The following is a 20100-nucleotide window of genomic DNA, read 5'->3' as shown; positions in this document are numbered from 1 at the left end:
TCCGACACGCTTAAGGGTTCCTCCGGCGCGATTATTCTCGCTCCAACCGGCGTTTTCGGCCTGCCGCCATCCCGTATTTTTCCGCCTACCCCGTTCCCGCATTTCCCGTCCCGGAACAGTCGATGCCGGTTTCCCCCCGCATATTTGCACGGAAAAGCGCGGTTTTTTGTATTTTCAGATTGAAAACTCATTTTATGAGGCTAAAAGTTGACTATTTTTTGATGTGGGAACAGCCGCGGCAATCGGCGGCGGATAACAACGGGAGAATGTCAACCATGGAAAACGAAACGAACCGGAACCGTCCCGGCGGCAGCGAGATCGTGGAATATGCACTGAAGGCCGTGAATGTCCTGACCGTGGAACGGGGAATCATCCGCCATCTCTCCGGCCTGAAGGTACTGCCGGATTACGAACGGATCCGCTACGGGGTCCTCGAGCCGGATGAAGTCGGCGTCGGCCTCTCGCTCTCGCGCAGCTTTTTGAACAGGGACGGAAGCCGGATCTGCTTTGAATTCTCGCTGTGGGGCAGAAGCATCCGTTTCGAGGAGTTCCGAGAATGGTTCCGCAAACTCCCCCGGAAATTACCGGCACACGGCTGCCGCATCGCCCTCCCCGGCGGTTCGGTCATCGCCCTGACCCGTCTCGACGCTCCGCTCGGCACCGTCTTCGAAACGGAGTATTTATTCGGGATCCGGGTCATCAACGGCCTGCTCTTCCTGCGGGCGGAGCTCGATCCGCTCGAATCCGGCTTCCACACCGACGACGCGCCTTCGCTGAAGGAACTGATCGTCGAAGAGCGCAAACTTCCGCTGCTCGAGTTCGAACGCACGGCCGCCGCTTATCTGCGGCAGCGGCTCGGAGTGCCGATAACGGTCGAGCTGGATTCACTCTCCCCCCTGCGGCGGCGCGGCGGCGCGGAATTGCGGCTCCGCATCAGCTCCGCATCTTCGCCGCCCGAAGCGCTGGCCGCCCGTTTCCCGATCATCCACCCGGAATTTCCCGATCCGGCCGACGCCCCCCTCGCCATGCTGCCGGACACCGTCACCAACGAATACCTTACATTGCTTTGCATCTATTGAAAAACACGGAAAATGAGCGCCCGCTCTTCCGCCGCGAGGCCGAATTTATCGAAGAACCGCTCTTCCAGCTCCTCTTCCCCCAGCCGCATGAGTCCGTCGGCCTCCCCCGCGGCAAGCGGCGGAAACGGCAACAGTTCGAGATCTTTCCGCAGCACCTTGCAGGTTGCAAACCGTTTCATGAAAATATAACCGGCCAGGCGGGAATTCAGATACCGCGCCGCCAGCTCCGCCGGCCAGCCCGGAAGATGCGGAATCAGCAGATTCGCGCTGTTCAGCGTCAGGAATCCGTCCGGGTCCACGGCGCAGACCGGGCGGTTCGCAATAAAGCGGTACACCAGCTTCGGTTTTGTCCGGTAAAGCCGCTTCGGTGCCGCCTGCTGAAGTTTGCCGGGCCGCAGATAGCGCTGCGGCGTCTTCAGCCGGTTCGGCCGGATGTCGCAGCCGCGCAGAATCGGTTCCGCCCCCGGCTCCGGCGCGGTGGCGAGCAGTTTCGCGTTATCGCCGGTCACAATGCCGAGCGCCCACTCCGCGTTGCCGGCGAGCGTCAGATGCGGACAGGCGTCGATCTTATCGAGCAGCGCGCGGTCGGCCGCCGAAATTCCGGTCTCGATGGCGCAGTCGCGGCATCCTGGCTCCTGGCGGTGCAGTTCGCGCGCACCGTCCGGATGGACGACCGGGAACCGGTGTCCGTCTCCGGGCGGCGCATTGACCGCGTCGAGGCGGACGACCGGCGTAAAGACACCCGTAAAGCAGCGGCCGAGCAGAGTGACGGATTCGATCCGGCACTCTTCGAAAAGCATGCGCCGCAGCGGAGCGTGCGCCCGGATATTCAGCACCGCTTCCGGCAGGAGAAACGACAGCCTGCCCTCCGGGCCGAGAAAACGCAGCGCCTGCCGGATGAACAGCGCAAAGCTTTCCTCCCGTCCGCTCCGGACCGCCCCCCACGGCGGATTGGTCGCCACCAGGTCGAACGAGCCGTACGCCTCCCGCAGAATCCGCCCGGCGAGCGCGTCCCCCCGGAAAATATGCGGAGTGAATTCGTCGAACGGAAATGCCAGCAGGAGATTGATCCGCGCCAGCTCCGCCGCGACCGGATCGCACTCGATGCCGTAGATCCGGTCCGGCCCCAGTTTCAGCACACTCGCCGCCCGGACCAGGTAATGACCGCTGCCGCAGCACGGATCGAGAAACCGGCCCGCACCGGCTCCGAACCGCAGCGCATCGTCGGCCAGGCCGGTCGCCGTGTAGTAGGCTCCCCGGACGGCGCGATGCCCGATGGAAGTCAGCGCCTGGTGCAGCTCGCCCAGCGACTCTTCGCCGTCCATCGCCGGCAGCGCTTCGAAAAAACGCAAAGCCCGCTCTCCGGGCTCCTGCCGCAGTCGCCTCCGCCAGTTCTCCAGTACGGTCCGCACCGATTCCCGCAGAAAACAGACCGGTCGTATGCCGTCGAGCTCAATCTCCCCCGCCGCTTCGAGGCGCTTCAGCGCGGCCGTGTACATCGCGCACTCGAGCCCCGGCCGCAGCGAACGGAAAACAGCCGCCGCTTCCCGGCAGGGGCCGCGGAAACGGCGGACCGTCGAACGGCTTTTGTTCGCCCGGCTGGTCAGCCGGGCGCCGCTTTCCGACCGCTTTTCCCGGCGGAATGCGGCAACGGCCTCCACCCGGAACCGGTACGGCCTCTCCCGGTCCGGCAGCAGCACGCCGAGACGAATCCAGTTGCGGAGCGTGGCGGTCGACACATGAAGACGGGCCGCCGCTTCGCGCAGCGGCAGAAGCCTGCCGGCCGCCGTATCGGCGGCCGGTGTCGCATGTTCCGGCAATTCGTCCGTTTCGCTCACTGTCCATCCCCGTTCTTCCGCTCGCAGCGGGCTGCCGATAATATAAATTCGCCGGGCCGTTTTATCAATCCGGAACCCCGAAAGAGTCCATGAAAAAAGCGGCCTCCGCCAGCCGGCGGAAACCGCTTTCCGGAATCGCTCCGCGAAAATTACTTGTCGGTGAGCGCAACCACGCCCGGGAGCTCCTTGCCCTCGAGATATTCGAGGGAAGCGCCGCCGCCGGTGGAAATGTGGCTCATCTTGTCCGCCAGGCCGGATTTGTTCACGGCCGAAACGCTGTCGCCGCCGCCGATGATCGAAACACCGCCGTTGGCCGCGACCTCGGCGACCGCCTTGCAGACGCCGAAGGTGCCGTTCGCGAATTTCGGCATCTCGAAGCAGCCCATCGGTCCGTTCCAGACCACGGTCTTCGCGCTCTTGATCGCATTCGCGTAGAGCTCGGTGGTCTTCGGGCCGATATCGAGCGCCATCCAGCCGGCCGGGATATCGTCGCCGACGATCTGCGTATTCGCTTCGGCGTCGAACTTGTCGGCCGCGACGTTGTCGACCGGCAGCAGGAAGCTGACATTCAGCTCCTTCGCCTTCTCGATCATTTCCTTCGCATACTCAAGCTGGTCGAGCTCGCAAAGCGAATTGCCGACATCATGCCCCTGCGCCTTCAGGAAGGTGTAGGCCATGCCGCCGCCGATGATGAGCGTGTTGACCTTGGTCAGCAGGTTCTTGACCACGGCGAGCTTGTCGGAGACCTTCGCGCCGCCGAGGATCGCAACGAACGGACGGACCGGATTCTCGACCGCGCTGCCGAGGTAGGCGATCTCCTTCTCCATCAGGAAACCGGCGACCGCCGGCTTCAGGAATTTCGTGATGACCGCAGTCGAAGCGTGGGCGCGGTGGGCCGTGCCGAACGCATCGTTGCAGTAGATGTCGCCGTAGGAAGCGAGCTTTTCGGCGAGCTTGAGCTGCTTTTCCTTCATCTCGGCCTTCTTCGCCTTGTACTCGTCATCGGTCATGCCTTCCTTCTTCTTGACCTTGCCCTGCTCTTCGGCGTAGAAGCGGGTGTTCTCAAGCATGACGATGTCGCCCGGCTTCATGGCGGCGACCTCTTTGTCGGCATTCGCGCAGTCGGCGGCGAAGACGACCGGCTTGCCGAGCATCTTCGAAAGGTATTCCGCCACCGGCTTCAGGCTGAAATCAGCTTCGTAGCCCTTCTCGGCCGGCCGGCCGAGGTGGCTCATCAGCACGAGGCTGCCGCCGTTTTCAAGCACGTACTTGATCGACGCGAGCGCGCCCTTGATGCGGGTGTCGTCCTTGATGACCCCTTCCTTGATCGGCACATTGAAGTCAACGCGCATGACTACGCGCTTGCCCTTGAGATCGACGTCGCGAAGCGTTTTCTTGTTCATGATTTTCTCTCTCTTCTTCTTTTGGCTTGATGCAAAAAAGGCGGGCGGCCTATTACCACCCGCCCTTTCAGGGAATTACAATCGAATGTAATTACTTGGAGATGACGCGGACCATCTCCAGAACCTTGTTGGAGTAGCCCCACTCGTTGTCGTACCAGGAGACGACCTTGACGAAGGTCGGGTCGAGCTGGATGCCGGCGCCCTTGTCGAAGACGGAGGTGCGGGCTTCGCCGCGGAAGTCGGTCGAGACGACCTTCTCTTCGGTGTAGCCGAGAACGCCCTTGAGTTCGCCTTCGCTGGCTTCCTTCATCGCGGCGCAGATCTCTTCGTAGGTCGCAGCCTTCTTCAGCTCGACGGTCAGGTCGACGACCGAGACGTCGGAGGTCGGAACGCGCATCGACATGCCGGTCAGCTTGCCGTTCAGCTGCGGCAGGACCTTGCCCACGGCCTTGGCGGCGCCGGTCGAGGACGGGATGATGTTCTCGAGAATGCCGCGGCCGCCGCGCCAATCCTTCTTGGACGGGCCGTCGACGGTCTTCTGGGTCGCGGTGGCGGCGTGGACGGTGGTCATCAGGCCGCGGACGATGCCGAACTTGTCATCGAGGACCTTGGAGATCGGAGCCAGGCAGTTCGTGGTGCAGCTGGCATTGGAGATGATCGCCTGACCGGCATAGGTCTTGTCGTTGACGCCGAAGACGAACATCGGGGTGTCGTCCTTGGACGGGGCGGACATGATGACCTTCTTGGCGCCGGCCTTGATGTGGTTCTCGGCGGTTTCCTTGGTCAGGAAGAGGCCGGTGGATTCGACGACGACGTCGGCGCCGACTTCGTTCCACTTCAGGTTGGCCGGATCCTTCTCGGCGGTCAGGCGGATCTTCTTGCCGTTGACGACGAGCGTGCTGCCCTCGACGGCGATGTCGCCTTCGAATTTGCCGTGGACCGAGTCGTACTTCAGCATGTAGGCGAGGTAGTCCGGATCCAGCAGGTCGTTGATGCCGACAATTTCGATATCATTGCTGAAATTCTTGACCGCGGCGCGGAAGACCATCCGGCCGATACGACCGAAACCGTTGATACCAACTTTGATCATTTTTCGACGTTCCTTTTTTTATGTTAAGGGTCAGGTATAAAATTATCGATGTTCTGAAATATAGCCCGGTTTTCCGAAAAGTCAAACCGCATATCGGGTGAATTCGGGCCTTTCGCCGTTGTTTGCCAACGGATTTACGCCGGATTGTGGCGCGGCGGAATTTTCATGCTATAGTAAAAAAAATCAAAAATAAATTCCACGGAGAGAAAACCATGCCCGACTCCGCCGCCCGCGTCCGTCGTTTCGTGCGGGAGAACCGCGTCCTTCTGACTCTGCTCGCCGCGGGGCTTCTGCTGCGGCTGGCGGTCGCCCTGCCGGGGCTCTGCGGCGATGCCGAAACGTGTTTTTCGCGTCCGGATACGCCGGGCTACCTCGGCCCGGCCCGCGCGCTCGCCGCCGAAGGGAGCTACCTCGACTGTCCGGGCGGCGAACCGAATTGCGGGCGGGCGCCGGGCTTCCCGTTCTTCGCGTCGCTGGTGTTCCGGCTTTTCGGGCCGGAGAACGCGGCGGCGCTGGCCGTGACGCTGCTGCTGGCCGGGGCGCTGATTCCGCTGGCGGTCTACTGGGCCGGAACCGTCTGGTTCGACCGGCGGACGGCGCTGTGGGGCTGCGGCTTCACGGTGCTGAACCTGACCATGATCGCCCAGGCGCCGATGCTGCTCTCCGACACGCTGTTCGGACTGATCGCCGCGCTCATGTTCGGCTGTTTCGGGAAGTTTCACCGGAAAAGCGATCCGCGCTGGTTCGTCCTGACGCTGTTCCTGGCCGGAGTCGGGGCCCTGATCCGGCCGATCAACTCGGTCTGGGTGCTGCCGGCGCTCTTCCTGATCGCCGTCCGGCCGGGGCTCGGCTGGAAACAGAAGCTGGCCGGCGGAGTTGCCGGGCTCGCGGCGTTCCTGCTCGTGCTGCTGCCGTGGATGGGGCGCAACGCGGCCCTCGGCGCGGGGTGGTCGATCGATACGAACACCGGCGCAATGTATCATCAGAACGGCGCGATGATTCTCGCCCGGGTCAACCGTTCGAGCTTCGAGGAGGAAAAGGCGAAGATTCTCGCGGAACTCGAAACGGAATTCGCCGATGCGGAGAAATATCCGGACCGGAAGAGCCGGAGCAGCTATCGGCTCAAGAAATTCCGCGAGCTGATTTTCGCGCATCCGCTGGTCTGGCTGCCGCAGCACTTCCGGCCGCACATCCTGCTGCCGGACGCGCCGACTTTCTTCGAAATCCTCGGGGTGACGAGCGCGGGACGCGGCACGATGGACGTCATGCAGAAAGAGGGAGTGTCTGCGGCGGTCCGTTTCTACTTCGGAGACAGGCTCTGGGTGCTGATTCCGGTGATTCCGCTGCTCTGCGTCACGCTGGCGATGTACGCGCTGGCGCTGTGGAAGCTGATCGTCTGGGCGGTGAACCTGCGCCGGGAGTGGTACTGGATTTTTCTCTTCCTTGCATTTGTCGAGTATTACTTCTTCCTGCCGGGGCCGATTACGGCGCCGCGCTACCAGCTGCCGGCGCTGCCGTTCCTCGCGCTGATGGCGGCGCTGCAGCTTCAGGCCGCCGCCTCCGGGCTGCGCCGCTCGAAGCAGGCGCCGGCCCGGATCGGAGACTGACGCGCTCCGGCAAGCGCCGCATTGCGGATTCGGCTGAGCCGTTTTCACCCGCGCAGCAGGGTCACTTCCTGCTCGTAGCTGCGGATATCGTTCATGAACCCCGCGTCCGGCGGAACGCCGCGGGTCAGGCAGTAGTAGTTCCAGACGGCGCCCCACGGCAGCGTTCTGGCCTCCTCCCCGAGCGCGAGGCGGCCCGAAAAATCCCAGTCCGTCTCGCAGGCCCGGATGCGTTCGAACGGCTCCAGGAGCCCGCAGAGCAGCGCTTTCTGCATATTCCGCGCGCCGACGACCCAGGCCGCGATACGGTTGATGCTCGCGTCGAAATAGTCGAGCCCGATATGGATCTGAGCCCCTGCCGCAAGGCAGCGCACCGTTTCCCGGGCGATCGAAAGCAGTTCATCGTTCAGCACCAGCACGTGATCGCTGTCCCAGCGGACGCCGCGACTCACGTGCAGCAGAATCCGCCCCTGCATGGCGGTGATGGCCGAGAGCTTGTCGCCGATCGACTCGGTCGGGTGGAAATGGCCGGAATCGAGACAGATCAGCTTGCCGGACTTCGCGGCATAGCTCAGATAAAAATCGTGCGATCCGACCGTGTACGACTCCGCGCCGATGCCGAAGAGTTTCGATTCGACCGCGTCGAGGACGAGGGATTCGTCGATCGTCTCCGCAAAGATTTCGTCGAGGGATTCCCGCAGCCGTTCGCGCGGCGCAAGACGGTCGGCCGGAATGTCTTTGAATCCGTCCGGCGCCCACTCGTTGCAGACCGCAGGCGTACCGAGCGCCCGGCCGAACTCGGCCGCGATGCGCCGGATCGCTTTGGCGTGATCGATCCAGAAACGGCGGATTCCGGCATCCGGGTGCGACAGCGAAAGCCCGTGGTCAAGCAGCGGGTGCGAGTAGAAGGCCGGAGCGATGTCCATGCCGATCCCCTTCTGCCTCGCCCAGTCGAGCCAGCAGGAGAACTGCCGGATCGTGAATGCATCGCGGTCGATTCCCGGGAGGGCGCGGTCGATCTGGTGCCCCTGCAGGCAGACCCGGTGTTTCCCCGGAATCAGCGCGAGGGCGACATCGAGGTCGCCTCGCAGCTCTTCGGCGTTCCGGGCATAGCCCGGATAGTTCCCGGTGACCTGGCAGCCGCCGGTCAGCGCATGCCCGGCCGCTTCGAATCCCTTCACGTCGTCGCCCTGCCAGGCGTGGACGGAGAGCGGAATCGCGTCAAGCTTCCGCAAAGCCTCTTCCGTGTCGACTCCGTATCCGGCATAAATCTCCCGGGCGGAACGGTAAATCTCTTCCGTGTGGTCCATGATCCCTCCTGTCATTGCACAAGGTGTTTCCTGCATTATACCAGATTTTTTCGGAAACGGAATGGACGCGACGGAATAAATTGTATCCGTTTATGACCAACGCAGCGGAAATGGGGGCGAACCTCCCCCCCTTCCGGCCGATACCGGGCTCAGGGCAGTTCGATCCCGTAGACCGGATTGCGGCCGACTTCGGCCCGCCAGACGGTTCCGGCCGGCGGCAGGGCGAGCTCTTCGGCGGCCGGATCGATTTCGACCGTCCGTCACACATCGCGCGACTTCTCCGCAAGCGGAAGCGTCTTTTCGGTTTTGCCGTCCGACAGTCTCAGGAGGCTCTTCCCCTTCCCCGCCGCGAGCGTGACCGCAAAGCCGCCGCCGCGCAGCAGAGTCGTCGCCGCACCTGTGCACACATCAATGCAGCCAAACCGCCTCGGCCGGAGATCGGCGCCGGCGAATCCTCAATGCAACTCCGGCTGCAAGTACTGAAGGAATTTGAAAACAGCAGCAGAGAAAGTTATCTTATGGGAAAACGGGGAACTTGTCGTGCACCTGTTTCATCTTCTTCATCTCCCGGAAATATCGAAAACGGGTGTGCAAAAGCGGAAATACGGATAAGCGGCCGCATCAGGACGAAACCCGGTAAGCTGAACTCAAAGCCGCAAAGGATTCAGGCGGAAAAATGGAGCCGGCTGTGGGAATCGAACCCACGACCTGCTGATTACAAGTCAACCGCTCTAGCCAACTGAGCTAAGCCGGCCCGGCCATGGACACAATATACTGCGTTGCCGCCGGTTGTGCAAATGGTTTTGGAGTATTTTCAAACTTTTCTGCCGAACTTTTCCTGCCGATCTGAATCATATGCCGCGTAAACTTTATCTCATTCATGCAAAAATTGCATAAAAACAGAAAAAATTGTCTTCCCCCTATTGACATTTGCATATTTTTTTGGTATAATATAAACGTAATGCAAAAGACTCATAACATGAACGGGTTTTTAATATGGCTGCTGAAACGAGAGTAAAAAACAGTGCATCGACCTCCGGCGTGCTGGCGCAGGTGGCATCGAGAGCGCGGGTTTCCACCGGGACGGTGAGCCGCGTATTCAATAACAGTTCGCTGATTCCTTCCGAAACGCGCAGTCGGGTGCTTTCCGCGGCGCGCGAACTCGGCTTCCGCCCCCGCGTCGGCGTGCGCAGCAAGCAGATCGCGATCGTCACCGAGCCGCCGCACCGGACGGTCATGGGCGGCTACGTCAATACGCTGACGCAGCATATCTGCTACGCGCTCTCCCGCGTGGACGCCGGAATCACCATGATCACCGAAGACCGGATCGGCAATCTGGCCGACTGCTGGTTCGACGGCGTCATCGGCATCGCCTGGGAGGACCGGACGATCGAAATTCTGAAGAAGATCCACAACATTCCGATGGTCTGGTTCAGCGACAATCAATCCTCCTGGTGCCACACGGTTTTCACGAACTGTTACGAGAACGGCAAGCTCGCCGGCCAGTATCTGCTCGGCAAGGGGCATCGCCGGATCGCCGTCATCCACGACCCGGATTACACCGGCTGCGGCCGCGCCGAAGGCATCCGGATCGCGATCAGAGAGGGCGGCTTCGAACAGGACGGCTTCCTGCTCGCGCTGTCGAGCAGCGAACCGCTGCACCTCTCCGTCAAGCGGCTGATCGACAACGGCTGCACCGCGGTCTGGGTTCCGGGCGAAGACATGCGCGCGCTCGAAGTGAACTGGCTGCTGCAGGAGCTCTCCGGCAAGCGTGTGCCGGAAGACATCTCGCTGCTCGGCTCCGAAAATCCCGGCATCTCCGAATTCCAGCGGCCGTCGCTGAGTACGATATCCATTCCGCTGCACGACATGGCCGAGATCGCGGTTGACCTGGTCATGGAGGGCGAGTGCAAGATTCTGAGGAAAGTTGAAATACCGGCAAAACTGATTGAACGCAATTCCGTGATGTCCCTGAAGTAAAAAATCAAATGAATTTTCAATTCAAAAGACCCTTTATGCCAAAAAACAAGAGGATTCGGACTAATATGAGATTAAGCAGAACATGGATTTCGACGGCGCTGGTCTTCTGCACCGGCTGTCTGCTGGCGGGCGGGCTGGAACTTTCGAAGGATCAGCTGGAAGCCCGGTACCGGGCCAAAGTCGAGCAGACCGCCGACGGCATTCTGCTCAAGAGCGACACGGCGGAATGGGATGCCGGACTGCGGATCAACCCGCCGAAAGGGCAGAAGTTCGACTTCTCCGGCGCCGAATATCTCGCGGTGGACGTCGAAAACCTCTCGAAGGACCGCCAGATGCGGCTGACCATGCACATCACGAGCGGCGGCAAAGACAAGGCCAGCACGAGCCACGTCGACCTGCCGCACCGCGAGGTCAACACCGGCGTCGGCCTGAATCCGGGCGAGAAGCGCACGATGCGCCTCTACCTGCCGCACGCGGCGCTTTTCACGGCGCCGGAGGGCGGCAGGAATATCAAACGGCCGCTGGACACGTCGAAAATCAACTCGATTGAATTCAAAATGCAGTGGCCGTTCGAGCCGCACCAGGTCAAGGGGCTGATCGACTGCCGTCTCTCGAACCTCCGGCTCGAAGGCGAGGCGGAGACCGACAAAAAGGTCACCGGCATGGGGGACAAATACTTCCCGTTCATCGATGTCTACGGACAGTACAAGCACGGCGAATGGCCCGAAAAGATCCATTCCGATGCGGATTTGACCAAAGAGCACCAGCGCGAGCTCGCCGAGCTCGCCGCAACTCCGGCACCGTCGACCTGGGACCGTTTCGGCGGCTGGGCTGAGGGCCCGCAGCTTGAGGCGACCGGAAACTTCCGTACCGAGAAATACAACGGCAAATGGTTCCTCGTCGACCCGGAAGGGCGTCTCTTCTGGTCGACCGGCATCGACGTCCTGCAGGCCCATACCGACGCGACGACCGGTCGCGGCCATGAGAAGTGGTTCGAAGGCAAGGTCCCGGCGGACGGCGTGATGCCCTTCACTCACTGGAATCTGCAGAAAAAATACGGCAAGGGCCGTTACGAGGACGATTTTTACGACACCATGTCCAGGCGTCTGAAGGCGTGGGGCATCAATACGATCGGCAACTGGTCCAAAAGCAACATCATGCTGAAGGGCGAACAGCCCTACACGATGCAGCTGGCCGACTTTGCGCGGAACTTCCCGCGGCTGCCGAATGTGAAATTCTACGATGTATTCGACCCCGCGTTCGAGGCTAAGATGGGCAACATCCTGCGGGACCGCGCGAAGGAGGACGAGATGACCCGCAAGTCGATCGACGACCCGATGTGCATCGGTTACTTCATCGACAACGAACTTCAGTTCGGCCGGATCATGGAGGGCGTGATGAAGGCGAAGGCGGATCAGCCCGCCAAGCAGGAGTTCATCAAGGACCTGAAGGCGAAATACCAGAAGATCGGCGATCTCAACAAGGCGTGGGAGACCGACTATAAGGACTGGAAGCAGCTGGCCGACGGGGATACCGTACCGAAGAGCGCCGGTTACAAGAAGGACGCCAATGAATTCAACGCGAAAATGATCGACCGTTACTTCGAACTCTGCAGCAAAGGGATCAAGAGCGCGGCTCCGCACCGGCTCTACCTCGGCTGCCGGTTCGTCGGCTTCCGCCAGTCGAAGGAGTGCCAGGAGAGCGCTGCGAAGTACTGCGATGTGGTCAGCGTCAACACCTACCACAACAGCGTGGCGAACGTCGATCCGAAATCGTTCGGCGGAAAGCCGATCCTGATCGGCGAATTCCACTTCGGGACCTACGATCGCGGCATGTTCTCCGCGAGCCTCTGCCCGGTCGGGGACCAGCAGGAGCGCGCGACCTCCTACCAGCGGTACGTGCAGGGTGCGCTGGTTCACCCGAACATGATCGGAGCACACTGGTTCCAGTTCCGCGACCAGCCGCTGACCGGCCGCTGGGACGGCGAAGGCTACCAGATCGGTTTCGTCGACGTCGCCGACACCCCGTATCCGGAGATGATCAAAGCCTCCCGCGAAGTCGGCGAGAACATGTATACGTACAGAATGAACGGCAAACTCAACAACTCCATGAAATAATGGAAGAAAATTGATTGAAAGATCGGGTAATTCATATATAATATAATTGCCGTTTCGTATAATACCGAATATGTGAGGCCACTGTAAAATTTATAAACTTGATTCAGTCATCATAGGAACAAAAAAGAGGGTAAAAGAATGAAAATCGAACAGAAGTCGCACAACATATTCGGTATTATGCGCCGGAAATTCACCCTGATCGAACTGCTGGTCGTGATTGCGATCATCGCAATTCTCGCCGCGATGCTGCTGCCCGCGCTGAATCAGGCGCGCGGCCGGGCCCGGGATACCTCCTGCCTCTCGAACATGAAGCAGATCGGTACGTTATCGCAGATGTATGTCGATGCAAATAACGGCCAGTTTCCGAAATATAACGGATTATTGAACCCCGGTACTCATTGCTGGCAGGGCAATGGGAAGTGGCAGGATGGGCTTTATGTTCTTCAAAACGGCGGAAACTTAACAGACTGGAAGCATTGGGACAATACTAAAAAACGCCCTAAAGGGATTTTTGGCTGTCCTTCCCAAATGGTATTGGGAAGCAATGAAACTGCCGGTTCCCGCCATTATGGAATGAACGAGAAACATGGCAATTACGATCCGAAATCCTGGGATATGCCGGTGACAAAAGCTTCCAAGGTCAAGTACCCGAGCGGTCGGATGCTGTATATGGATATCGATAAAGTCGGACAGTGGCAGGAGCAGAATCTTTCCAGCGTGGCCAGCGCTTACTCTGGTGACGGCGCGTTGTGGCGGCATCGTAATGGCCAGGGAGCTAATATTTCCTATGTAGATGGTCATGCGAATATGCGAATCAGGAACGATATTCCTGCCAATAATACTTATGACGGCGGCAAACAGTTCTGGAAAGACTGATAATTTTTACAAGTCGCCATCTGAAAGGATAATGTGGAAAAGCGATTTCGGCACGAAAAAAATAAGAGTTTGAAATTTTCGTAAGTTCCTGAAAATTTAGGAGATAGCAATATGAAAAAAACATTCACCTTGATCGAGCTCCTTGTCGTCATCGCGATCATCGCGATTCTCGCTTCGATGCTGCTGCCCGCGCTTCAGCAGGCGCGGGAACGCGGCCGGACGGCCAACTGCACCTCGAACCTCAAGGGCATCAGCCAGATGGCCATGCTCTACACAAATGATAATAACGATTATCTGGTGCCGGCCCAGCCGCGCTGGGGCGGTGACACCTGGATCGCGGCGTTTTACGACTGGTACAACATCAATGACAAAGCCATGTTCTGTCCGAGCGTCGCGGACAGCCTGCCGTGGAAAAAATATCGTGACAATCCGCCGGCGGGTACAAAGCTGAATATGATTTACACTTACGGCATTCATTACTATGCAACCGGTGAACATCACAGAGGTGATGCAAAATATAATCAGGCACGTAAAATTTCAACCCTGCTTGGAAAAGGAGCCCGGCTCGCACAATTGATCCACTTTGGTGATTGTGAGCCTGATATGAATTTGAGTAAAGGTCTTCAGAACATGACCGGGATGATCCAGCCGGGCGCTTACTGGGGACAGGGGAAAATGGATACCTGGTATCCGGTTGCTCTCCGTCACAACGGAAACGCGAATTATGCCATGTTCGACGGCCATGTCACATCGCTTTCGCGGACCAAGACGGAAGAGAATTCCAGAAATATCTGGAAGCCCTATTATGCTTGGAATACTTGGTATCTTCCCCGTTAAACCGCCAAGCCCGCAAAGAGCGGAAGTGAGAGGCTGATCTGATTATAGAAATACTTGGGTTACTTGAAAGTTCCTGAAATTCTGAAATCCGGGAGGTGCTGTATGAAGAAAACGTTTACCTTGATCGAGCTTCTGGTTGTCATCGCAATTATCGCCATCCTTGCGGCCATGCTGCTGCCGGCGCTGAATCAGGCGCGGACCAGGGCGAAAAGCGCCGACTGCATCGCCCGTTCCAAACAGCTCGGATACGCCAACATCATGTACGCCGGGGATAATCAGGACTTCATCGCCTATTCGACGCTGGGCAGCGACGGTGCGTCGCAACTGTTCGCCAACTCGAAGCAGTCGATCCCGCAGCTTCTCGAAAAATACCTCGGCAAAACCTCCTGGCGCAACGGCGGCAAGAACGAAGAGCCGGACAAGCTCTGGGAGTGCCCGCTGATTCCGCGTTACAGCGGAACGAGCTGGACCACCTCGTTTTACTGCAGCAAATGGCTGAACGGTTATCTCTACCTGACCAAAAACGCCCAAAGCAGCCGGAAGCTGACCCGGGTGGTGGACGTGTCGAAGAAGATCCTGCTCATGGATACGCTGGATACGGAGAAGGGCAACATCAGCATGCAGCTCTATTTCCGCCCGAAAGCGAACGACGCGGCGAACAGCAGCTTTTCGCCGGCAACCCGTCTCGGCGCCCACGGCAGGACGAACGGCGCGCTCTTCGCGGACGGCCACGCCGCCGGAATCGCCCGCTCCTACTGGATCAACGGCTCGAACAACGGCCCGAACAACAGCGCCTTCAACGCGCACGAACCCTACCAGCAGGGAATCACCGGCTCGCTGCCGAACTGACCGACGAAAAAAGGTCCGGGGCCTTCCCTTCTTTCACGAAGATCAATCCCCGTTTTCATACCGCGGAGTTCCGTTTCCCTCGGAACTCCGTTTTTTCCGTCATATAAATTGAATTCTTTCAAATTGCTTTCCAGACGCCTTCACCTGACCACTTCGGTATCACCGGAAAAGTTCCGGTGGCTAAAAAAAGGAGCATAAATGATGGAACAGCGCAGAATGACAGGTTCGGGAATGTGGACGAATTTCTTTGCAGGAGTGCTTGCCGCTATTGCATTTTCGCCGGTATGCCTTTCTGCCGCGCCGGAACTGGCAACCGCCAACGACAACGATACCGCCATTACCCAAAACTCCGTACAGATGCTGGAACCGGAATATTTCAAGCTGGGAATCAAATGCACTGATTCCACTGTCCACGATTATAGTTCATGGATCACAAGTGCATCTTTAGTTGGAGTTGACGGTGTTCCGGAATGGAAGGCTCTCGGCCCGTCAATATTTTCCGACGGAACGGTAGCATCTCAAGTCTATTCATTGAACTTTTGGGGATATTGGGAATATATCAGTGCCTTGACGGTATATGATGAACACTTTCATGCTTCTTCACGTGAAAGAGTGTATTGTTCCTTACAATTTGCTTTAACAGAAGATGAAGACGGGCATGCGAAGTGGAGAATATTCGAAGGTGCCCTTCCTATGGCGATTGCCACTCCTGATTCTGAGATTTATATCAGTAACGAAGAGTCTTGGCCGTTGTGCTTCGAGGGAAATAATGATTTAAATTACAAATATCGTGAACCACATGCGGAAACCACAACGTCAGCGAGTCAAACTTTGACTATCTCTGAATCGATTTCGGACTATCCCGTTTTTGTTTTGCTTTCCGATAACATATCAAAAGTAGAATTTTCTACTAATACTAATTTTAAACATATACGTGCAGTCATTACGTTGGAAACCGGTGCAAAAGAACCCGGAATGGAGGATGTCACGATTTTGGACCCAGAACTCTGATTTCGTGGCCCGACGGCATAATCCAGCCTCGTTTCCGGGAAAAAGCAGAGATGAAGCCCCTCCCTCCGAGCCCCATGACCTATTACGGTGGGATCAGTCGTTGAGGCGCATCAGCTCTTCCTGAAGCCGTTCGAGCGGCAGGCCGATCACGTTTTCGATGGAACCGTCGACCGATTCGACCAGAAACTCGCCGGATTCCTGAATCGCGTAGGCTCCGGCCTTGTCGAGCACGGAGACAAGCGACAGATAACGCTCCGCCGTCTCCCGGCCGAACGGCTTGAAGGTGACGCGAGTCGTTTCACGCCAGATTCGCCGGAAACCGTCCGCGCAGCGCAGCAACGCAAGGCCGGTGACTACCTCGTGCGTCTTGCCTGCAAGCGAGAGCAGAATGCGCAATGCGTCGGCCTCGTCCCGCGGCTTGCCGATGACCGCATCGCGGAATACGATGACCGTATCCGCACCGAGAACCGGGTCGTGCGGATGGCGGGCGGCGACTGCCGCCGCCTTGCGCTCCGCATTGCGCAACGGCACCTCGCGCGGATCGTCGAGCGATTCGATCTCCTCAATATCGGCGGCTTCCACCGCGAACGGGATTCCGAGCGACAGCAGGAGCTCCCGGCGGCGCGGCGAATTAGAGGCCAGAATCAGCATCGGGCTTCTCTCCGGTATCGGTCAGCCGGGCCGGGACCCGGATCTCAGGAGCGGCCGGAGCCGCGTCGCCCTGCTCTTCCACCCGGAAATCAATCCGTTTCAGCGTCGTAATGCCGAACAGCTTCCGCAAAGTCTCCTGAATATCCGCCCGGATTCCGTCGGCGATCTCGGGAACTCCGTTCCCCCCGTCGAAAAATGTGCAGCAGAGCAGAAGCGAATAATTTTTCCCCTTCCGGTAAAGCTGGATACGGCGGATATCAAGTTCGCCGACCTTGTCCAGCACCGTCCGGGCCGCCTTCTCCACAACGTTGCGCGAGATGGTCAAATCCCCGTTCGGACTCGGCACCACGATCGCACCGCACCGGCGGCGGCGGAACAGAATCCGCAGCACGAGCCGGACAATAAGAAGCAGGACCAGAAGCCCCAGCACAATGCCGGCGCCGGTCACATAGCCGCAGTTGAAGTCGCTGCTCAGCAACTCCTGATAGAATTCACCGGAGAAAAGCCGCTCAAACATTCCGAAACCTCCTCTTCAGCAACAAGGGGTGCGCCTTGCCGGCGCACCCCGCTCTTCAATTCATCGGGATCGAATCGATCTCCGCATTCTCGTCGTCCGGCTCCTCTTCCGGCGGCGTCACTTCGTCGATGTCCTGAACCAGAACGCCGACCTTGGTCACGGTCATGCCGGTCACCTTCTCGACCCGCTCGATCACAGCCTTCTGCACCTGCGCCGCAACTTCGGGAATGTTGAAGTCGGCTTTCAGGATCAGCTTGATCTCAATCGAAACACGGTTGTTGTCCGCCATCTCGATCGTAATCGCCCGCGACTGCATGCGGCGGCTGCCGACGATTTCCGCGATGTTGTCCACCAGCGTGCTGCCGGCGAGGCGCGAAACCCCTTCGACCGACAGCGCCGCACGGCGCACCAGCGAAGCGATCACGTTCTCATGAACCTTCACTTCACCGAGTTCGGAACCCTCCAGCGCCGCCGTCGTGTTCTCGACCTGCGGAGCCTCTGCCTTCTTGCTGTTCGCTGCTGCCTTCATTTTCCGTCCTCCTTGTGCTTGGCCGAACTCTCCTGCATGAAGCGTTCGACAAATCCGGTATCGTACTTCCCTTCGTTGAAACTCTTGTGGGAAACGATCTGCTTCTGGAACGGGATCGTGGTCTTGACGCCCTCGATCGTCATTTCGTCAAGCGCGCGGCGCATGGTCGAAAGCGCGTCCTCGCGCGTCCTTCCCCAGACGATCAGCTTGCCGATCATGCTGTCGTAATAGGTCGGAATCCGATACCCCGAATACGCATGCGAATCGACCCGCACATTCGGGCCGCCGGCCGGAATGAACAGCTCGAGACGCCCCGGGCTCGGCGTGAAGTTGTTGAACGGGTCCTCCGCATTGATCCGGCACTCGATCGCATGCCCCTGGAACTGGACATCCTTCTGGCGGACGCTCAGCCGTTCGCCAGCGGCGATCCGGATCTGCTCTTTGATCAGGTCAAGGCGGGTCACCGCCTCGGTTACCGGGTGCTCGACCTGAATGCGCGTATTCATCTCCATGAAATAGAAATTGCCGTCCTCGGTGTAGAGAAACTCGATCGTTCCGGCGCTCGTGTAGCCGGCCGCCTTGGCCGCCTTGACCGCCGCCGCGCCGATCCGCTCGCGGAGCCGCGGCGACAGCGCCGGCGACGGCGCTTCCTCGATCAGCTTCTGGTTGCGCCGCTGCACGCTGCAGTCGCGCTCGCCGAGATGGATCACATTGCCGTAATTGTCGGCGAGAATCTGAATTTCGATATGGCGCGGATTTTCGAGGTATTTCTCCATGTAGAGCGCGCCGTTCGCAAAAGCGCTCTCGGCCTCCGAACGCGCGGCGTGATATCCCTGGACCAGACTCGCATCGTTGCGCGCAATGCGCATGCCGCGCCCGCCGCCGCCCGCCACGGCCTTGATGATGACCGGATATTTGAGCTGGTGGGCCATTTTGAGCGCCTCCTGCTCCGAAAGCAGAATGCCGTCGCTGCCCGGCGTGGTCGGGACCCCGGCCTTCTTCATCGTGTCGCGGGCGACCGCCTTGTCGCCGAGCGCGCGCATCGCCTCGGGCGTCGGCCCGATGAAGGTGATGCCGTGCTTGCGGCACGCCTCGGCGAAATAGGCGTTCTCAGAAAGAAAGCCGTAGCCGGGGTGAATCGCATCGACGTCGCAGATCGCGGCGACCGACAGAATCCGGTCGATCAGCAGATAACTCTGGCTCGAAGCGGCCGGGCCGATGCAGACCGCTTCGTCGGCCATCCGCACCGGAAGGCTGTCGGCATCCGCCTGCGAATAGACCGCGACCGTCCGGATGCCGAGTTCCCGGCAGGCCCGGATGATGCGCAGCGCGATTTCGCCGCGGTTGGCTATCAGAATCTTATTGAACATAGTCGTTTTCCGTCACCTTTTATTCGATTACGAACAGCGCTTCCCCGTACTCGACCGGCTGACCGTTCTCGACGAGGATTTCCTTGATGACGCCGCTCTTCTCGGCCTTGATCTCGTTCAGGACCTTCATCGCTTCGATAATGCCGACCACCGTGTCGGCGGAAACCCTGTCGCCGATCTTCGCGTAGGGCTGCGCTTCCGGGGAGGGCGCACGGTAGAAGGTGCCGACCAGCGGAGAGTCGATCGTCTCGGCCGGAGCGGCCTTCGGCGCCTCCGCAGCCGCGGCCGGTGCCGGCGCCGCCGCCGCGACGGCCGGAGCGGCCGGCATCGGAGCCGCAATCTGCGTCACCACCGGCGCCGGCGAGCTGCAGCCGCGGCGGATGCAGAGATTGCACTCCTCGGCCTCGATCTTGAACTCGGTCAGATCATGCTCGCTCATCAGCTTCACTATCGTCTTGATTTCTTCGATTTTCATTGCACAAAACTCTCCCTGGACTGTTAGGGTTTGGAAACTCTTTTATTTCTGACCCCGCTTTTTCAAGCAGGAAAAAAGGGCATGCAGCGCAAGACCGTAGGAATCCGCCCCGAAACCCGCCACCACGCCGATGCAGACCGGCGCGGTCAGCGAATGGTTGCGGAACTCTTCGCGGGCCTGCACATTGCTGAGATGCACCTCGACGGCGGGCAGCTTCACGGCTGCAATCGCATCGCGGATCGCCACGGAGGTGTGCGTGTAGGCGGCCGGATTTATGACGATGCCGTCGACCCCCTCCTCCAGCGCGGCGCCGATCCGGTCAACGATCGCGCCCTCGTGATTGGACTGGAAGTCGACCAGCTCGCACCCGAGTTCCTCCGCCAGCGTCCTGAGACGCGACACGATCGCCGGCAGCGTGTCATTTCCATAAATCCCCGGCTCCCGGACGCCCAGGAGCTGCAGGTTCGGCCCATTGATCAGCAGTATTTTCATAACCAATTACTATAGCACTCCATTCCGGATTTTTCCAGCACCGGGCACCGTTTCCGTGAAAAATCGCGCTTT

General features: G+C 59.4%; 19 protein-coding genes and 1 tRNA gene. 8 read left to right on the top strand and 12 right to left on the bottom strand.

From position 1 onward, the window contains the following. Positions 1-275 precede the first annotated feature (275 nt). Positions 276-1079, top strand: coding sequence for a hypothetical protein (locus tag FYJ85_RS04890; protein ID WP_106053838.1), 804 nt, complete (start codon positions 276-278; stop codon positions 1077-1079). Here FYJ85_RS04890 and FYJ85_RS04885 read toward each other — a convergent pair. From FYJ85_RS04885 to gap, 3 genes are all read right to left on the bottom strand, one after another. Then, entirely contained in the window at positions 1073-2917 is a 1845-nt protein-coding gene (locus tag FYJ85_RS04885; protein ID WP_106053839.1) for a TaqI-like C-terminal specificity domain-containing protein, read from the bottom strand. The two genes, FYJ85_RS04890 and FYJ85_RS04885, sit on opposite strands and share 7 nt — an antisense overlap. 149 nt (positions 2918-3066) lie before the next feature. Beyond that, positions 3067-4320 (bottom strand): phosphoglycerate kinase, encoded by a 1254-nt coding sequence (locus FYJ85_RS04880; protein ID WP_106053840.1) that lies wholly within the window; start codon positions 4318-4320, stop codon positions 3067-3069. Between the two features lie 91 nt (positions 4321-4411). Further along, positions 4412-5410 carry a type I glyceraldehyde-3-phosphate dehydrogenase gene (gap, locus tag FYJ85_RS04875; RefSeq protein WP_106053841.1) on the bottom strand — a complete coding sequence of 333 codons (999 nt, stop codon included), beginning with the start codon at positions 5408-5410 and terminating at the stop codon, positions 4412-4414. A 212-nt stretch (positions 5411-5622) separates the two neighbouring features. Here gap and FYJ85_RS04870 point away from each other — a divergent pair, with 212 nt between their 5' ends. Continuing rightward, a complete protein-coding gene (locus FYJ85_RS04870; protein WP_154417154.1) occupies positions 5623-7017 on the top strand; it encodes an ArnT family glycosyltransferase in 1395 nt (464 codons plus the stop codon). Positions 7018-7061: 44 nt separating this feature from the next. Here the strand turns inward: FYJ85_RS04870 and FYJ85_RS04865 are convergent, their stop codons facing one another. The 3 genes from FYJ85_RS04865 to FYJ85_RS04855 all read right to left on the bottom strand — a co-directional run bounded on the left by FYJ85_RS04865 (position 7062) and on the right by FYJ85_RS04855 (position 9078). Further along, positions 7062-8327, bottom strand: a complete 1266-nt coding sequence (locus tag FYJ85_RS04865) for an L-rhamnose isomerase (protein ID WP_420856446.1) — start codon at positions 8325-8327, stop codon at positions 7062-7064. Positions 8328-8584: 257 nt separating this feature from the next. Next, entirely contained in the window at positions 8585-8731 is a 147-nt protein-coding gene (locus tag FYJ85_RS04860; protein WP_154417152.1) for a hypothetical protein, read from the bottom strand. 270 nt (positions 8732-9001) lie between these two features. Beyond that, positions 9002-9078: transfer RNA gene (locus FYJ85_RS04855), tRNA-Thr, on the bottom strand. 242 nt (positions 9079-9320) lie between these two features. Here FYJ85_RS04855 and FYJ85_RS04850 point away from each other — a divergent pair. The 6 genes from FYJ85_RS04850 (at position 9321) to FYJ85_RS04825 (ending at position 15994) form a co-directional block, all read left to right on the top strand. Further along, positions 9321-10304 carry a LacI family DNA-binding transcriptional regulator gene (locus tag FYJ85_RS04850; protein ID WP_106053848.1) on the top strand — a complete coding sequence of 328 codons (984 nt, stop codon included), beginning with the start codon at positions 9321-9323 and terminating at the stop codon, positions 10302-10304. 65 nt (positions 10305-10369) lie between these two features. After that, a complete protein-coding gene (locus FYJ85_RS04845; RefSeq protein WP_154417151.1) occupies positions 10370-12421 on the top strand; it encodes a beta-galactosidase in 2052 nt (683 codons plus the stop codon). 138 nt (positions 12422-12559) lie between these two features. Further along, positions 12560-13297, top strand: coding sequence for a type II secretion system protein (locus FYJ85_RS04840; RefSeq protein ID WP_154417150.1), 738 nt, complete (start codon positions 12560-12562; stop codon positions 13295-13297). A gap of 111 nt (positions 13298-13408) precedes the next feature. Further along, positions 13409-14134 (top strand): prepilin-type N-terminal cleavage/methylation domain-containing protein, encoded by a 726-nt coding sequence (locus FYJ85_RS24170; RefSeq protein ID WP_154417149.1) that lies wholly within the window; start codon positions 13409-13411, stop codon positions 14132-14134. A gap of 102 nt (positions 14135-14236) precedes the next feature. Next, positions 14237-14983 (top strand): prepilin-type N-terminal cleavage/methylation domain-containing protein, encoded by a 747-nt coding sequence (locus FYJ85_RS23965; RefSeq protein ID WP_106053852.1) that lies wholly within the window; start codon positions 14237-14239, stop codon positions 14981-14983. 198 nt (positions 14984-15181) lie between these two features. Beyond that, a complete protein-coding gene (locus tag FYJ85_RS04825) occupies positions 15182-15994 on the top strand; it encodes a hypothetical protein (protein ID WP_154417148.1) in 813 nt (270 codons plus the stop codon). A 93-nt stretch (positions 15995-16087) separates the two neighbouring features. Here the strand turns inward: FYJ85_RS04825 and FYJ85_RS04820 are convergent, their stop codons facing one another. From FYJ85_RS04820 to aroQ, 6 genes are read right to left on the bottom strand one after another with little or no spacing between them, the layout of a single operon-like run. Beyond that, positions 16088-16645 (bottom strand): Maf family protein, encoded by a 558-nt coding sequence (locus FYJ85_RS04820; RefSeq protein ID WP_154417147.1) that lies wholly within the window; start codon positions 16643-16645, stop codon positions 16088-16090. Next, on the bottom strand, positions 16626-17162 hold the full coding sequence (locus FYJ85_RS04815; RefSeq protein WP_106053854.1) for an Asp23/Gls24 family envelope stress response protein: 537 nt from the start codon (positions 17160-17162) through the stop codon (positions 16626-16628). The genes FYJ85_RS04820 and FYJ85_RS04815 overlap by 20 nt, the downstream gene beginning before the upstream one ends. Positions 17163-17217: 55 nt before the next feature. Further along, positions 17218-17691 (bottom strand): Asp23/Gls24 family envelope stress response protein, encoded by a 474-nt coding sequence (locus tag FYJ85_RS04810; RefSeq protein WP_106053855.1) that lies wholly within the window; start codon positions 17689-17691, stop codon positions 17218-17220. Then, the gene (accC, locus tag FYJ85_RS04805) at positions 17688-19061 is read right to left on the bottom strand and encodes an acetyl-CoA carboxylase biotin carboxylase subunit (protein ID WP_106053856.1); all 1374 of its coding nucleotides are present in this window, start codon (positions 19059-19061) and stop codon (positions 17688-17690) included. Before accC ends, FYJ85_RS04810 begins: the two co-directional genes overlap by 4 nt. 19 nt (positions 19062-19080) lie before the next feature. Then, positions 19081-19536: an acetyl-CoA carboxylase biotin carboxyl carrier protein gene (gene accB, locus FYJ85_RS04800; protein ID WP_154417146.1), complete on the bottom strand. Its 456-nt coding sequence runs from the start codon at positions 19534-19536 to the stop codon at positions 19081-19083. Between the two features lie 42 nt (positions 19537-19578). Further along, the gene (aroQ, locus tag FYJ85_RS04795; protein WP_106053858.1) at positions 19579-20028 is read right to left on the bottom strand and encodes a type II 3-dehydroquinate dehydratase; all 450 of its coding nucleotides are present in this window, start codon (positions 20026-20028) and stop codon (positions 19579-19581) included. Positions 20029-20100: the final 72 nt, after the last annotated feature.

It is taken from the genome of Victivallis lenta (assembly GCF_009695545.1).
GTDB classification, from domain to species: domain Bacteria; phylum Verrucomicrobiota; class Lentisphaeria; order Victivallales; family Victivallaceae; genus Victivallis; species Victivallis lenta.
This window is presented reverse-complemented; position numbering and strand designations above follow the sequence as displayed.